This is a genomic window from Chroococcidiopsis sp. CCNUC1, from assembly GCF_023546805.1.
Classification (GTDB): domain Bacteria; phylum Cyanobacteriota; class Cyanobacteriia; order Cyanobacteriales; family Chroococcidiopsidaceae; genus Chroococcidiopsis; species Chroococcidiopsis thermalis.
Genome location: NZ_CP097480.1, coordinates 1203223 through 1218007, shown reverse-complemented (window position 1 = coordinate 1218007; position 14785 = coordinate 1203223). Strand labels below are relative to the sequence as shown.

Sequence of the window (14785 nt, the reverse complement as noted above, 5' to 3'; positions counted from 1 at the left end):
TAGAGACGTTACATCTAACGTCTCTACACGAGGTTGAATGTGTCTATTCTTCGATCGCTCCCTTAATCCGTCGTTCTAAGCGATCGAGATCTAACTCACCTTCATCGCGGACAATCCGGCGAATAGTCGGGTTAATATTTTGCAGATCGATGAGTAAATCCTGCAAAATCTCTTGTTGCTGGCGAGACTGGGTAATGTCGCGTGGCTCTTGGACTAAATCCCGTACAATCGAGTCTTCTGCACGCGAAGCCACAACCGGATCGACTTGCCCTTCAAGGTGTACGAATGTCCGCCGTCCTGGTCCCCGATCTTCCTCAATCGGTACAATCGATGTCACTTGGTCGGAACGGACGTACTTGCCATAGCCGAGGTGTACTAGCACCGATGACTGTATTTTCATGTAGTGGATCTAAAGCTGTCTGATGTGATATATCTATTATGACAAAGGTATGATGTACCTGAACTGTACCTATAGAGCGGGTTCTACGAGTTTTTAGTAGTGCTAACCGTTAAGCAATATTTCTTTAGTAGCGGGTAGATCGAGTCAGAAGATAGATGTCTTCTAGTTAATCTGGATACATCATCATTTATAGATGTTTGCAGATAAAACCAGTGAGGAAAGTAGATACGATCGCGCCACTATCAACCAATGAGATCGGTCAACAAAAGTTATCTCTGGTTGAAGTATTAGTCAAAGCTGAGGAAATTGCCGATTTCTGTGCGAGTAACGCTGCGGCAATTGATGTCAATGGAGCCTTTCCAGTCAAAGAATTTGAGTCGATCGCCCAAGCTGGTTTACTAGCAGCACCTTTACCACCAGAATTAGGTGGACTGGGGTTAGGAATTGACTCTAGCCGCACCTGGGAAACGTTGCAATTGCTCAAACAGATCGGACGCGGGAATCTTGCCGTAGGGCGAATCTATGAGGGACACGTTAACGCCTTACAATTAATTCAAACATTTGGGACGAAAGCACAAATCGAAGCATATGCCAGCGATGCCCGCGATCGCCATAAAATATTTGGCGTATGGAATGCCGAAGCGAGCGATGGCGTGAAAATCTTCCCAATGGGAGATGGCAAATTTCAGTTGCAAGGATCGAAAACCTTTGCTTCTGGTTCTGGCTACGTAGAACGTCCTTTTGCTAGCGGTGCTTTACCAGATGGCAGCTGGCAAATGTGTATCGTCCCGATGGAAGAAGTCGCTACAGTCAGCGATCCGGCTTGGTGGCAACCTTCAGGAATGCGGGCAACAGCAAGCTTTAAGGTAGATTTCAGTGGGGTAGAACTGGATGCTGGGGCGCTGATTGGTAAACCAGGAGACTACTACAGACAACCTTGGCTGACCACAGGAGTGATTCGGTTTGCTGCCGTACAGCTAGGTGGGGCAGAGTCATTATTTAACGAAACCCGCAAGTATCTCGACAAATTAGGCAGAACTCTCGATCCGTATCAACAGACGCGGGTGGGGCAAATGGCGATCGCCATTGAAAGCGGTAATCTGTGGTTGCGTGGCGCAGCAGATTTAGTCAAAGCATACGCCCCTACTTTTGCTGGTGATGCCAATACCTCCAACGAACAAGCAGATAAGTTAGTTGCCTATGCCAATATGGTACGCACGGCGATCGAGCAAACCTGCATGGATGTAATTCAACTGTGCGAACGCTGTGTGGGGACGCGGGGTTTACTACCACCAATTCCAATGGAACGGATTATTCGAGATCTGACATTATATCTGCGTCAACCTGCATTTGATGCGGCGATCGCTAATGTCGGACAGTATGCCCTATCTGAATCCTCATCTGCACACTCTCTCTGGTCTTATGAGTCCGATAACTAACAAGTCGCTGTTTAGCGATCCGGCTACATTACCTTGGCGTAGCGTGGCTGAAATTGCCAGCAAATCTGCGTATAGGGGCGCACAGCCGTGCGCCCCTACCAAGGCACAGGGGACGATCGCTAAATCTGTACTGGTAGTTGCACCCCATCCCGATGATGAAACTTTAGGTTGTGGGGGTGCGATCGCCCTATTACAATCTCTAGAGTGTCGGGTAAACGTATTAGTTATCAGCGATGGTACGATGTCTCACCCGCGATCGCGCCAGTATCCCGCAGCCAAATTGCGATCGCTGCGCGAAGGCGAAACCCGCACTGCTACAGCGACTTTGGGGATCGAGGTATCTGCGGTAGATTTTCTTAGATTACCGGATGGAGCAGTACCTACTCCAGAAATGCCAGATTTTTCAGTTGCAGTTGAAATGTGTCGCGATCGGATCACAGCCATAAAACCCGATATAGTGTTTCTTCCCTGGCGCTACGATCCTCACCCCGATCATCGCGCTACTTGGCAGATCGTTCATTATGCCATCGTGGGGGCGCACGGCTGTGCGCCCATACATCCCCAAAATTCGCCTCGATTCATTGAATATCCGATTTGGGATTGGGATGAAACGCAAAGAAGCGATCTAGCAACAGGCGATCGCATTACAGCATGGCGGTTAGATATTAGCGATGTTGTCGAAGTGAAAAAACAGGCGATCGCGGCGTATCGTTCTCAGACAACGAATCTAATTGACGACGATCCAGAAGGCTTTCGTCTCACGCCAGAGATGTTAGCAAACTTTACTCGTAATTGGGAAGTGTATATAGAAGAAGATCCCCCTTACCCCCTTTTCAAGGGGGAATAACAAAGCCCCCTTTTTAAGGGGGTTGGGGGATCGAATCTAGGAAGAAAGAGGGGACAAATGCCCCCTTTTTAAGGGGGTTGGGGGATCGAATAGAGCAAGAATATTTGGAGTGAGATATGAAACAATCTTTACCAGCCAGTTACTTTGACAATCTTTACACCGCCGATCCCGACCCGTGGAAATTTGAAACCAGCGAATACGAAGCAAATAAATACGCTGCCACGATCGCCGCTTTACCCAGATCGCGCTATCATTCTGCATTTGAAATTGGCTGTTCGATTGGAGTCTTAACCGCAAAATTAGCCAATCGTTGCGATCGCCTGCTATCTGTAGACTTATCGGAACCAGCCTTAAACCGTGCTATAAAACGTTGCGAATCTCTCCCACACGTCCGCTTGCAACTCATGGGAGTACCGCAAGAATACCCCGATGAAACCTTCGATCTAACTCTAGTTTCCGAAGTCGGATATTACTGGTGTTGGGAAGACTTGAGAAAAGCACAACAACTGATTCTGTCTCACCTAGAACCAGGCGGACATGTACTCTTAGTTCACTGGACTCTCTACGCCAAAGACTATCCACTCAGCGGCGATGAAGTCCACGAAGCATTTTTAGAATTAGTCCCTACTCAACTACGCCATCTCAAAGCACAAAGAGAAGAACAATATCGGCTCGATTTATTTGAGAAAGTTTAATTGGTCATTTGTCATTTGTCATTAGCAAGTGAGCGCCATAGCATCTGACTTTCTTAATTGCGAAAGAGCGAATTGCAAATTGGTAGTGATGCGTGGTAAGTGGTGCGCGAACGATTAATTCCGAATGCCGTAGCTTGCTTTCCCGTAAGAGTATTCGGAATTTCCAATCTTCTGTACTAGCCTCCTTCAAAAGAAAGGAAGATGCAAAAGCAGATCTCCACACTAGAGAGTGATGAAGGCTGACGAGTCTCGAAGTGAAATAGAACTATAACAACCAGTACTGGAATTGCGATCGCCATTTCAAGGGTCATTTGTGATTCCTAACCGCAAGCGATCGAAGATTGGTGACTAGCGACTAGAGATAAAACTAGCCACCAGTCACTAGTCATCAGGCACTCATTTAACTGGAGATAAAACTAGCCACCAGTCACTAGTCACTAGCCACTCACTAACGATCGATGACAATTTTTGCATATGCTTTTATTAACTGTTGATGAACTCAAAAATTTAGTTGCAAAAGCTAAACCTCCCTGTGTCTCCTTGTATATGCCAATGCAAAAAGGAAGTACAGAGGTTAGACAAAATCCAATTCGGTTCAAGAATCTCATTCGTCAAGCTGAGGAACGCTTAGATGCAATAGGAATCCGCAATACAGAAGCAGTAGACTTCCTCAAAGCTGCCCACGAACTAGATACACCTGAATTTTGGGAAGAACATCAAGAGCGGGGACTAGTTATCTTTGTCTCCCCAGATGTCTTCCGTTACTATCTACTGCCTGACGAAGTTCCAGAAATTGTAGTAGTCGATGGTCAATTTCACCTCAAACCGCTACTACCCTTGATTCAAAATAATGGGCGATTTTACGTGCTGGCGCTGAGTCAAGATAACGTTAGATTTTTTCAGGGGACGCGCTACAGCATCAAAGAAATTGAGGTGGAAAATCTACCCAAAGATTTACAAACAGCACTTCAATATGACGAGACTGCTGGAGAAGGACAACAGCGAAATGCTACAGGCAGAGGAACTAATCCAGCATCACAACCTGGCGAATTTCACGGTCAAGGAAGCCCCGATCGCGACGAACACCAGAAGGATATTTTACAATTCTTCCATTTAATCGATCGCGCTTTACACCCAAAACTCAAAACTGCATCAGCGCCTCTAGTTCTAGCAGGTGTAGAATACCTGTTTGCCATTTATCGCCAAGCTAATAGCTACCAACACTTGGTAGAAGAAGGCATTAATGTCAATGTAGATATTGTTAAGCCAGAAGAACTTCGCGATCGCGCTTGGTCGTTGGTAGAACCGCAGTTTCTCCAAGCACAGCAGCAGGCAATGGAGCGATATCAAGAATTAGCAGGAGCTAGTACGGGCAAGGCTTCTGACGACTTAACAGAAATCGTTCCCGCCGCTTATTACCAACGAGTAGATTCTCTCTTTGTCGCTAGCGATCGCCAGCTTTGGGGTGATTTCAATACAGAGACAATGGCAGTGAATTTACACTCAGAACCGGAACCAGACGATGAAGATCTGCTCGATTTTGCTGCCGTCTACACTCTCTTGAATGGTGGTACGGTTTATGCTCTTGCACCAGAGGATTTACCTACCTCTGCCCCAGCAGCAGCTATTTTCCGCTTCTAAGCGAATAGAATTCATAGTGGTTTCTCTGTACGTCCCTACCAGCAACCCTTTTGGGCGACTTATAGTCGCCTTTAGGGATTTTAGACAGTTGCCTGACTAGTTGCTACATTGCCATTAGTCGCCCCGTTATTCGAGGTCGAACTTTCCAAAGTTGAGTTATTCGAGGTTAAATTTTCCAGAATTGGCTTACGAGTTTTCAGATCGAATTTGTAACCGTGGGGCAGAATGTGAAGTCTTGAGCCACATATTGCCAGCGGTTCATCTTTTAAGATCTCGCTTACGTTAGTGTAAGTTGCTTCTGATTCATCAACTATAGTGACAGAACCTTCGCCAATCACTTCAAATTGACTATCGGTCACTACCATAGCAGTATTTTCGTCAATCCCAAATCCCAGAACGGCTGGTTGTTGCGCTAAGGCAGAAATTAAGCGCCCTAACCGTCCCCGTTGAGAAAAATGCTGGTCTATCACCACTCCTGGTAAAAATGCCATTCCTGGTCCCAATTCCACCGTATCCATGCGGGGATGAGTTTCTCCGTCTCCTTCAACAATCATCACATCTGGCATCACCGCTGCACCCGCGCTCGTACCTCCTACAACGACTCCTTCGCCAAAACGCTTGTGAATGAGTGCATCTATGTCTGTATCTTTGAGAATATCGGTGATCCGGGCTTGGTCGCCGCCAGTAAAAAAGATTCCCGTGGCTTTTTCGATCGCTTCTAGGGCAGTAGAGGATCTAGCATCTTCGCGGGTTTCGGTGTCAACTATACGAGCATCTTCCGCGCCCAGACGCTCAAATACTCTGATATAGTTTTCTCCTACATCTCTCGGTAATTCCGTGGCTGCCGTCATAATCACAATTCGTGCTTTTGTTCCCCCAGCACGGCGCACGAATTCCCGCAAAACTTGGCATTCACCTTCTTTATCTTCTGCACCGCCAATAATGACTAGCGCCCCCCGATTGTTACTCATATTCGTATCCATACCATACTTTAAGTGAGTATTCTCAAGAAAACATAACAAATATTCTAGTTAAAACCGTCTTTTGGTAGATTTCGATACAGAATCATGAAAAATAATATAGTAAGCATATTCGGGTGCGATCGCCACGGACAAAAAAAGACCCCTTGTAAAGGGTCTACGTCCAGTAATGTAATTCTTAGTTTTAATTGCGATCGCGCTGATAGACTAAATCGCTGAGAAAAGAGCGTGCTTGTGCCAGAGAAAGATGTCGAGGCTTACCATTAAATACAATTTGGTACTCTTTTTCATTTGCACCGTCACCGTAGCCGGAAATCAATTTGCGGTGAAAAGCTTCCTCCGCCAGATATCGGACTTCGTTTCTTAGATCGGTTGCTGTACCTTTCATATGTCAACGATTCCAAACAATTTATTTATTCTTTTATTTATATATAATTTTCGCTTGCCCTTACACCTTTCCAAAGTTGTATTTTTCGCTACCGTATTATCTGCTATAAATTGCAAGTGGGAATATATCAATCGGATGATGCTGTGGTTATTTGTCATTCGTCATTCGTCATTCGTCATTCGTCATTCGTTTTTACAAAGTTTGAACATCTATAGAAAGTGAGTAGCGAACAGAAGTCGGAAGCGGAAGTCAGAAGTCATACTCTCTGCTCCCTGCTCCCTGCTCATTGCTCCCGAATAACTGAAAAAAGGAGGATAAAAATGGTAATAGATACAAGTACTGATGTCGTGCGCGTTAATGCTAGAAAGACCGATATATTCGATCTATTCAACTTCAAACATTCCATTGGTTCTAATCACGATTTAAATAGGGCAGCATGTACTTTTGATTTTGCTTTGACGGGGTATCGAGAACCACTAGAAATCGCAGATTACGTAGAAAAAATCAGCGATCGCTATCCTCACCTGCGCGAGGAAAAATATGAATCTTACGCTCATTTGTTTGCACGGACATTATCAGAAGTTAGCAAACTCGATATGGGTTTGCACTTCCACTGTTGGAACGTAAAACCGTTAGAACGAGGGGCAAGAATTAGCATTCAGTCGCTCCATACTAGAACGACGCGATCGGTTATTTACTTCGTCTGGGATTGGTTTGAAGCCATGACATTAGATGAAGAAATTGCTTTTGACGAACAGATGCGGAATTTACAAAATATCTTTCGTCGGTCTGTTTATGGTGGTCCTACCGTCTACTCGCTCTTGCGCAAAGCTAACGAAAAAGGTATTCCTGCTTTTTATTTGTGGGATGAAGGACTGATGCAATACGGCTACGGTCGCAAGCAAGTGCGTGGCATAGCAACCACATTTGACGGCGACAGCCATATAGACTCGGACTTTACCACCCGTAAAGATGACTGTAAAGCTTTTCTAGCCACCCTTGGCTTTCCAGTTCCAGGCGGAGAAATCGTCACTAGTCGCGAGGGAGCTTTAGATGCAGCGGAGGATATTGGCTATCCCGTCGCCATCAAGCCTGTTGTCGGTCATAAAGGGATTGGCGTAACCGCCGATGTCAGAGACTCTGAGGAGCTAAGAGCTGCTTTTAATCGCGCTGTCAAAGCAGTTCCAGAAGAACAGCCAATTCGGATCATTGTCGAAAAAAGCATCTCTGGTGCTGATTTTCGCTTGCTGTGCGTCAACGGTCGATTTGTCGCGGCGACCGAACGCCGTCCCGCTTCGGTTGTTGGGGATGGATATTCAACGATTTCAGAACTGATCGATCGCGAAAACCGTTCTGACGCACGTAGAGACACGCCAACTTCTGCCATGAGTAAAATCCAGCTCGATGAAGCAATGGATATGTATTTGGAGGAGCAAGGCTTATCTCTTGACAGCGTTATTAAAGAGGGACGGAGAGTGTATTTGCGTAAAGTTGCCAACCTTTCCTCTGGTGGTGTAAGTATTGATGCCACACCTACAGTTCATCCTGATAATATGATTCTGGCGCAAGATGTCGCCCAGCATTTTCGCCTCACTTGTTTGGGAATCGATGTCATTTCTGAAGATTTGGCAAAATCTTGGAAAGATAGCAGCTTTAGCATTCTCGAAATTAATGCTGCACCTGGGATTTTCATGCATCTTAACCCCGCCGTAGGCGAGAGCGTTGACGTACCTGAAAAGATTTTAGAAACCTTTTTTGACGGAGGAACTGAAGCTAGGATACCGATAGTTACCTTTAACCGAATTAAGGTAGCGGAACTACAAACAACTATCGACCAAATTTTATCTCACCACCCCGATTGGGTCATTGGTGCTGTGTGTCGAGATGGCGTTTATATCAACCGTGCAGAAAAGATTTTGCATCGAGATTACAATACAAACGTTCAAAATTTGTTGCGTAATCCCAAACTCGATCTACTAATAGTCGAGTATGAGGAAGATGTTTTAGCAGCTCAAGGGATGTTTTATTACGGCAGTAATATGGTTGTTTTAGATAATCCCACAGAAATTGAAATGATGTTGGCGCGAGATGTTTTTGAGGACTCTACTATAATCATCAAGCAGGGAGATCGTGTTTCAATTCGCCGTCAGGGATTACTCGAACAATATACTTTGGGTGTAGATGAACCATTTAGCCGAGTGTATTTGAAGGAAATTCCGACAATTTTGTAGTCGATCGCTGATGCTAATTTACTTTTTGACGGCGACAGGGAAGATCCCCCAACCCCCTTAAAAAGGGGGCAGTTCCCTTCCTTCAAAAGGAAAGTATGGGTAGGGTGCGTTACGCCAAAGGCTAACGCACCAAAAACTTAGAGCTGAAAAGTTTTATACTGAAAGCGATCGCCCGCTGATTCGGGAGCATAAATGAAATCTATCGTCATTACAGGAGTGTCTACAGGAATTGGATTTGGTGCAGCAAAAGAATTTGTGACTCATGGCTATCACGTATTTGGTAGCGTGCGACGAGAAGCCGATGCTACCAGGTTACAAGCTGACTTAGGGGATAATTTCACGCCGCTGATTTTTGATATTACAGATAGTAAGGCTGTACGATCTGCGGCTTGCCAAGTAGAAAAAATTCTTGGCGATCGCAATTTGAGTGGATTAATTAATAATGCAGGAATGGCTACGAGTGGGACTTTAATGCATCAACCACTCGAAGAAATTCGGGTACAACTTGAAGTGAATGTTGTCGGACAAATTGCCGTAACTCAAGCCTTTTTACCTTTATTGGGAGCCAGAGCAAATAACAATGACAAACAACCGGGTAGAATTATTAATATCAGTTCTGTCGTGGGAAAATTAGCCGTTCCTTTTCTTGGTGCTTATGTTGGTAGCAAACACGCCTTTGAAGGAATTTCCCACAGCTTACGCCGAGAATTACAATTATATGGTATAGACGTAATTATTATTGCGCCTGGAGCAGTTAGCACGGCAATTTGGGATAAAGAATCAGCCCAAGATGTTAGCAAATATCTGACTACTGACTATGCGGAATCAGTAACGACTTTTCAAAAGCATTTCGTCCAACAAGGTAAAAAAGGTTATCCTCCAGAGGTTTTTGGTAAATTTATTCGCAAAGTTTTTGAAACCCCCAAACCGAAAACTAAATATGCGATCGTCCCTAATCTTTTACTAGATTGGATAATTCCTACTTCTTTACCCGAGCGATGGCTGGATAGAATTATCGGCAGAAAATTAGGCTTTTTTCAGAAATAAAGTTCGTTCAAGTATTAAGTCTTAGAGATTAGAAATCGCGACTATACATACGAAGTTCGCCTGCACAGACTTACCAGCTACGCAAAATTTTAATTAGTACGCTGTCGATTAATTTGTTGAATCTGTTGGGTAAAGTAATCTTGTTGATATTTCAACTTTTGTGCCAGTTCTAAACCTTGTTGAAATGCGGTTAAAGCTCGATCGTAATTACCGCGAGCGAGATGAATTTGCCCAATTTGGTCGTAAGTATTCATCATGCCATAAAAATTAGCAGCAAGGCGATCGCTTTCTAAAAGAATCTGACTAGTTTGCAAAGCAGCATCAATTTGTTGTTGCGAGCGATAAAGTCGAATCATTTGACGTAGTGCATCGCTAGCTTGGGCATATTGTTGCAATTTCCAGGCAGTAGTATAAGCTTGTTGATAAGTCGTAAAAGCTTGTTTCAACTGCCCGATTGCTTCATAGTTTGCACCAATATCTAACTGTAAAGCGGGTAATAGATCGTTTTGTTGTTGTTCCTGGTAGGTTGCTCCTAACCTTTTTTGAACTGTTAGTGCTTGCTGGTATTGTCTAGCTTGTTCGTAGATATAATTCAACTGTTGTAAGTAATTAATGACCTCTAGGCGATCGCCTCGCTGGGTGGCATTTTGTAATAGTTGTTCGTATGCAGCTGCGGCTGGAGGGTAGTTAAACCAGCTCAGATGTAATTCGGCGATCGTTCTTAGAGTCGTTTCTACTGCAACGGCATCTTTCTGTTGACGATGAATAGCCAAAATCTTCTCATAAACCGCGATCGCGCTTTTTGGTTCGCGCACCTGTTGGAACGCTATCCCTAAACTATTCAATACTTCTAAGTTAGGTGCAATGAAAACTTGAGATTGCTGCCGCTCTTCCTTTTTCTTTTTATCAGGTGGTAAAACTTGAATTTGCTGCCCAATTTCCTGCAATCTCCGCGTAATTGCATTCAACTCTAAACGGCGATTTTCTTGCCAAGCAATCTCTCCTACTCTCCCCAAAGCTGGAATTTCTTCCGTAATACCCAAAAATCTTCGTAGCCTTAGCTCTCGACTCCAAATCGCAAATGCTTTTTCCGTATTCCCTGCGGCGAAGCTGGCAGTTGCTTGCTGGTTTAATTTATCCAATGCTGCTCTGAGTCTCAGCTTTTCTGAAGTCGATAAGGGACGGATAAGTTGAGGTAGTAGCGGATCTGGGGTCGTAATCTCTAGAGGATTATAGAATTCTTGTGGCAGTTCTGGTTTGCGATTTTGTGCCAAACCAGGGGCGCTACTACACAAGCAGAGGATACAGGCAAGGAGAGGGAGTAGGGAGCAGAGAGCAGGGAGTAGGGAGCAGGGGGAAGCTGAGGAACAAGGGAGAGCGGGGAGAAAATTCTTTGAGTGTCTTCCCACGCTTCCCACACCACTCACTACACTCCACACCCCACACCCCACACCCCACACCCCACACCCTTTCTTCACGCACCACACCCCACACCCCACACCCCACACCCCACACCCTTTCTTCACGCACCACACATCACGCACCACTCTCTTTGCTGGCTCCTGTTTTGACTTTTGACTTCTGACTTTTAACTTTTGAGACATAGGAAGTTTTAAAATACTGGCAATAGTAAGTCGTTGGCTTTCGAGTAATTTCTACTAATGACCCATTCTACGGATATTGAGACACTAGCTCGCTGGATGGCAGCTGATTTTAGCAATCAAGCGCAAGCTTTTGAAAATCCTCCTTTTTTTGCCCATATTCGCGTTTGTATGCGTCCCCTTCCCCTGAATCTATTATCTGGGGTTAGCTTTTACGTAGAACAAGCCTATGATTACATGCTCGGCAACCCATATCGGGTACGAGTATTAAAGTTATTGCAGGCAGGCGATCGCATTGAAATTGAAAATTACACCATTAAGCAAGAAGAAGAATTTCACGGTGCATCCCGCGATCTCAAACGTCTGCAAGCATTATCAGCCGATCGCCTGGAAAAGCTAGCAGGGTGTAACATGATCGTCCAATGGGTAGACAATGGCTTCAAAGGTACAGTTGAACCAGGTAAGTGCTGTATGGTCGTGCGTAAAGGTAAAGCTACCTATCTCGACAGCGAATTTGAAATTGATGGCGATAAATTTATCAGTCGCGATCGCGGACGCGATCCCGAAACTGACGAACACGTATGGGGTTCAGTGGCGGGACCATTTTACTTTGTTCGCTGGCACAGCTATGCTGATGAGGTAAAAATTGCCTAAATTCAAAATTGCGTCAAAAGTTGCGTAAGGATCGAGCCTTACGGTAAGGTAAGACGAGGTTGATGCGGCGGCTCTTGCTTGCCCGACTGAGATCTCGTCATTTTCTGGCACAATACCAAACCGCCAGTAGATCCAAAGTTCTAAAAAGTGATACAATATATTGCCTGCAAAGATGTCGGCGACATAGCCAAGTGGTAAGGCAGAGGTCTGCAAAACCTTTATCCCCCAGTTCGAATCTGGGTGTCGCCTTAAGGAGTCCAGCCTATAAAAGCGTTCTATGCCCGCTACATTGCCATTTGTCCGCCAGATTGGAAATATGGCATATCTGTCGGGCAAGTTCCACAAGCTCCTTTACCTGGAGCCAGCAAACCGCTACAGTGGGATGAAAAGCTAGGCGTGCGAGTGAGAAAGTAAAGGTTGAGGGAGCAGGGAGCAGGGAGTAGGGGGAAGAGTGCTGAGGGAGTCGCCCAGCTGAGGTTGAGGGAGCAGGGAGCAGGGAGTAGGGGGAAGAGTGCTGAGGGAGTCGCCCAGCTGAGGGAGAAAGAGCAACTGTCAACCGTCAACAACCAACTACCAACTACCAACTACTAACTACCAATGACCCCTCTCACAGATTTAGAAGCAATTCCATATATTGATACAGACGGTCAATTACCAGCACAGTACCAAGGTAAAGTAGGAGTCTATGCAATTTTTGACTCGGACAAAGTGCTGCAATATATAGGGTATTCTCGCGATGTTTATCTCAGTTTGCAACAGCATCTCGTCCGCCAACCGCAAAAATGTTATTGGCTGAAGGTAGAAACTATAGACCGTCCCAGTCGCTCAGTCTTGGAAAATATTCGCCAGGAGTGGATTGAGGAAAATGAATCGTTTCCCCCTGGAAATGGCGCACAAGAAGCAGAATGGACTCAACCAATTGATGCTAAATTATCGCTGACATCTGAAGAACAAAAAAGTTTAGCAGATGGTGATGAATTGGCTCAAATAAAAATTTTAAAAACTGCGGCAAGACGAGTTGAAGCAGAGATTTTATCCCAATTACAAACTCGCGGTTTGCAAATGCAATTACGGTTTAATCCTAAGCTCAAAGAACAGGGATTATTAGACTTGAAGTAATTGCTCGCATAGCCGATCGCCGCGATCGCGCCTATATTGAAAAAAGTGCGATCGCCAGATAGAACAGACAGAATGGAAACAACAACAGCAGTTAATCCCTTTCTTGAGGGTAACTTTGCGCCCGTGCGTGAAGAGATGACTTCCGATCCGCTTAAGGTGATTGGCGAACTCCCTACCGATTTATCAGGGATGTTCGTGCGCAATGGTCCCAATCCTCAGTGGACACCCATCGGACAGTATCACTGGTTTGATGGAGATGGGATGTTGCACGGAGTCGAAATTCGTCATGGCAAAGCTAGCTATCGCAACCGCTACGTCAGAACGCGAGGCTTTGAAATTGAGCAAAAAGCGGGTAAAGCGGTTTGGAGTGGCATATTAGAACCACCTCAGCCAGATAGCGACGGCTACAAAAACGCTGCGAATACTGCCTTGGTATGGCACGCAGGGCAACTTCTAGCCACTTGGGAAGGAGGTGCGCCCCACGCGATCGAGGTTTCCCAGTTAGAGACGAAGGGCGAGTATACCTATAACGGTAAGTTAGCTTCTGCTTTTACTGCCCATCCTAAAGTCGATCCAGTGACGGGCGAGATGATGTTTTTTGGTTACTCGTTTGCTCCGCCATTTGTCAAATACAGTATTGTTTCTCCACAAGGCGAGTTATTGCGCACGATACCCATAGATTTGCCGATGGGGGTGATGATGCACGACTTTGCCATCACTGCCAATTACACGATATTTATGGATCTGCCGATGACTTTTAACCCCGCACGGATGCAGCGTGGCGAACCTGGGTTAATGTTTGAACGCGATCGCCCCAGCCGTTTTGGTATTCTCCCCCGTCATGGCGACAGTGACAGTATTCGTTGGTTTGAATCTCCTTCCTGCTATGTCTTCCATACCCTCAATGCTTACGAGGAGGGAGACGAAGTAGTGCTAATTGCCTGTCGCATGAGTTCTACTAATGTCTTTGTGACGCAGCCAGAACAGCGCGATCCTGATGGTGATATTCCCCGTTTGCATAGTTGGCGGTTCAATCTTAGCACTGGAACAGTGCGAGAGGAAATGCTAGATGACGTACCTATAGAGTTTCCCCGCGTTAACGAAAATTTGTTAGGACGCAAAACTCGCTATGGTTATGTAGGAAAAATGGCTCCTACACCTCTACCTTTGTTTGACGGTTCGATCAAATACGACCTTCAAGCAGGTTATGCTCAAACCTACGAGTATGGTAAGGGACGCTATGGTGGTGAGGCTGTATTCGTTCCTCGTCCTGATGCAACTGTAGAGGATGATGGGTGGTTAGTTACCTTTGTCTACGATACTGATGCAGGAACTTCTGAATTATTGGTGCTAAATGCCCAAGATTTGAGTAGCGATCCTGTGGCGCGGGTATTAATTCCTCAGCGCGTACCTTATGGCTTTCACGGAACTTGGGTATCTCAACAGCAGTTGGATGCTTCCGTGTAGTAGGGCAAATCCAAATAGATCTCGGTTAGGAATGACAAGATCTTACCGATCTCCCAGCCCGCTTAAAAAGGGGGTTTTGTTCCAACACTTCTCGGTTAAAATTCGATCCCCCCTAGCCCCCCTTAATAGGGGGGGGTTGGGGGGATCTCCAAGGGCTATGTAATCTAACCGAGAAGTATTGGGTTTTGTCCTCTCTTGTATAAAATCATCCTGCCTTTAAAAAGGAGTTGGGAAGAGATCGACTGCCTAACTCTCGCTAGATTTGATTTTTCCTCT

The 14785-nt window shown here is 45.4% G+C and carries 15 protein-coding genes, 1 tRNA gene and 1 pseudogene; 13 read left to right on the top strand and 4 right to left on the bottom strand.

The window, feature by feature from the left end; translation table 11 throughout:
• Positions 1-43: 43 nt before the first annotated feature.
• Positions 44-400, bottom strand: a complete 357-nt coding sequence (locus M5J74_RS05725; protein ID WP_015153152.1) for a hypothetical protein — start codon at positions 398-400, stop codon at positions 44-46.
• A 212-nt stretch (positions 401-612) separates the two neighbouring features.
• Here M5J74_RS05725 and M5J74_RS05720 point away from each other — a divergent pair, with 212 nt between their 5' ends.
• The 4 genes from M5J74_RS05720 to M5J74_RS05705 all read left to right on the top strand — a co-directional run bounded on the left by M5J74_RS05720 (position 613) and on the right by M5J74_RS05705 (position 5022).
• Positions 613-1839 carry an acyl-CoA dehydrogenase family protein gene (locus M5J74_RS05720; RefSeq protein ID WP_106169459.1) on the top strand — a complete coding sequence of 409 codons (1227 nt, stop codon included), beginning with the start codon at positions 613-615 and terminating at the stop codon, positions 1837-1839.
• Positions 1823-2686, top strand: a complete 864-nt coding sequence (locus M5J74_RS05715) for a PIG-L deacetylase family protein (RefSeq protein ID WP_250015833.1) — start codon at positions 1823-1825, stop codon at positions 2684-2686. Before M5J74_RS05720 ends, M5J74_RS05715 begins: the two co-directional genes overlap by 17 nt.
• Before the next feature lie 116 nt (positions 2687-2802).
• Entirely contained in the window at positions 2803-3381 is a 579-nt protein-coding gene (locus M5J74_RS05710; RefSeq protein ID WP_250015831.1) for a class I SAM-dependent methyltransferase, read from the top strand.
• A 474-nt stretch (positions 3382-3855) separates the two neighbouring features.
• Entirely contained in the window at positions 3856-5022 is a 1167-nt protein-coding gene (locus M5J74_RS05705) for a hypothetical protein (protein ID WP_041462843.1), read from the top strand.
• Positions 5023-5102: 80 nt separating this feature from the next.
• Here the strand turns inward: M5J74_RS05705 and M5J74_RS05700 are convergent, their stop codons facing one another.
• Positions 5103-5993, bottom strand: coding sequence for a cyanophycinase (locus tag M5J74_RS05700; protein ID WP_015153147.1), 891 nt, complete (start codon positions 5991-5993; stop codon positions 5103-5105).
• A 193-nt stretch (positions 5994-6186) separates the two neighbouring features.
• A complete protein-coding gene (locus M5J74_RS05695; RefSeq protein WP_250015822.1) occupies positions 6187-6390 on the bottom strand; it encodes a hypothetical protein in 204 nt (67 codons plus the stop codon).
• Between the two features lie 320 nt (positions 6391-6710).
• Between M5J74_RS05695 and M5J74_RS05690 the strand changes: the two genes are divergently transcribed.
• Both M5J74_RS05690 and M5J74_RS05685 read left to right on the top strand, forming a co-directional pair.
• Complete coding sequence (locus M5J74_RS05690; protein WP_250015814.1) at positions 6711-8621, top strand: acetate--CoA ligase family protein; 1911 nt, start codon at positions 6711-6713, stop codon at positions 8619-8621.
• Between the two features lie 192 nt (positions 8622-8813).
• Positions 8814-9668 (top strand): SDR family oxidoreductase, encoded by an 855-nt coding sequence (locus M5J74_RS05685; RefSeq protein WP_250015805.1) that lies wholly within the window; start codon positions 8814-8816, stop codon positions 9666-9668.
• 89 nt (positions 9669-9757) lie between these two features.
• On the opposite strand, the gene M5J74_RS05680 is transcribed toward M5J74_RS05685, so the two are convergent.
• A complete protein-coding gene (locus M5J74_RS05680) occupies positions 9758-10942 on the bottom strand; it encodes a lipopolysaccharide assembly protein LapB (protein ID WP_250015803.1) in 1185 nt (394 codons plus the stop codon).
• Here M5J74_RS05680 and M5J74_RS05675 point away from each other — a divergent pair.
• The 7 genes and pseudogenes from M5J74_RS05675 (at position 10936) to M5J74_RS05650 (ending at position 14509) form a co-directional block, all read left to right on the top strand.
• Positions 10936-11253 (top strand): hypothetical protein, encoded by a 318-nt coding sequence (locus M5J74_RS05675; protein WP_250015801.1) that lies wholly within the window; start codon positions 10936-10938, stop codon positions 11251-11253. The genes M5J74_RS05680 and M5J74_RS05675 overlap by 7 nt on opposite strands.
• A gap of 76 nt (positions 11254-11329) precedes the next feature.
• Positions 11330-11923, top strand: coding sequence for a chromophore lyase CpcT/CpeT (locus tag M5J74_RS05670; protein WP_250015799.1), 594 nt, complete (start codon positions 11330-11332; stop codon positions 11921-11923).
• A 177-nt stretch (positions 11924-12100) separates the two neighbouring features.
• Positions 12101-12172, top strand: a tRNA-Cys gene (locus tag M5J74_RS05665).
• Positions 12173-12199: 27 nt separating this feature from the next.
• Positions 12200-12337, top strand: a pseudogene (locus tag M5J74_RS33310) (cyclase family protein); the annotation flags it as partial.
• Between the two features lie 3 nt (positions 12338-12340).
• The gene (locus M5J74_RS05660; RefSeq protein ID WP_250015797.1) at positions 12341-12514 is read left to right on the top strand and encodes a hypothetical protein; all 174 of its coding nucleotides are present in this window, start codon (positions 12341-12343) and stop codon (positions 12512-12514) included.
• A gap of 6 nt (positions 12515-12520) precedes the next feature.
• Positions 12521-13042, top strand: coding sequence for a GIY-YIG nuclease family protein (locus tag M5J74_RS05655; protein ID WP_250015796.1), 522 nt, complete (start codon positions 12521-12523; stop codon positions 13040-13042).
• 72 nt (positions 13043-13114) lie between these two features.
• Complete coding sequence (locus M5J74_RS05650; protein WP_250015794.1) at positions 13115-14509, top strand: carotenoid oxygenase family protein; 1395 nt, start codon at positions 13115-13117, stop codon at positions 14507-14509.
• Positions 14510-14785 lie beyond the last annotated feature (276 nt).

Excerpts from the sequence above, each read along its gene's own strand:
- M5J74_RS05725 (WP_015153152.1), bottom strand. The coding sequence starts at position 400 with ATGAAAATACAGTCATCGGTGCTAGTACACCTCGGCTATGGCAAGTAC.
- M5J74_RS05715 (WP_250015833.1), top strand. The coding sequence starts at position 1,823 with ATGAGTCCGATAACTAACAAGTCGCTGTTTAGCGATCCGGCTACATTA.
- M5J74_RS05710 (WP_250015831.1), top strand. The coding sequence starts at position 2,803 with ATGAAACAATCTTTACCAGCCAGTTACTTTGACAATCTTTACACCGCC.
- M5J74_RS05705 (WP_041462843.1), top strand. The coding sequence starts at position 3,856 with ATGCTTTTATTAACTGTTGATGAACTCAAAAATTTAGTTGCAAAAGCT.
- M5J74_RS05700 (WP_015153147.1), bottom strand. The coding sequence starts at position 5,993 with ATGAGTAACAATCGGGGGGCGCTAGTCATTATTGGCGGTGCAGAAGAT.
- M5J74_RS05695 (WP_250015822.1), bottom strand. The coding sequence starts at position 6,390 with ATGAAAGGTACAGCAACCGATCTAAGAAACGAAGTCCGATATCTGGCG.
- M5J74_RS05690 (WP_250015814.1), top strand. The coding sequence starts at position 6,711 with ATGGTAATAGATACAAGTACTGATGTCGTGCGCGTTAATGCTAGAAAG.
- M5J74_RS05685 (WP_250015805.1), top strand. The coding sequence starts at position 8,814 with ATGAAATCTATCGTCATTACAGGAGTGTCTACAGGAATTGGATTTGGT.
- M5J74_RS05670 (WP_250015799.1), top strand. The coding sequence starts at position 11,330 with ATGACCCATTCTACGGATATTGAGACACTAGCTCGCTGGATGGCAGCT.
- M5J74_RS05655 (WP_250015796.1), top strand. The coding sequence starts at position 12,521 with ATGACCCCTCTCACAGATTTAGAAGCAATTCCATATATTGATACAGAC.
- M5J74_RS05650 (WP_250015794.1), top strand. The coding sequence starts at position 13,115 with ATGGAAACAACAACAGCAGTTAATCCCTTTCTTGAGGGTAACTTTGCG.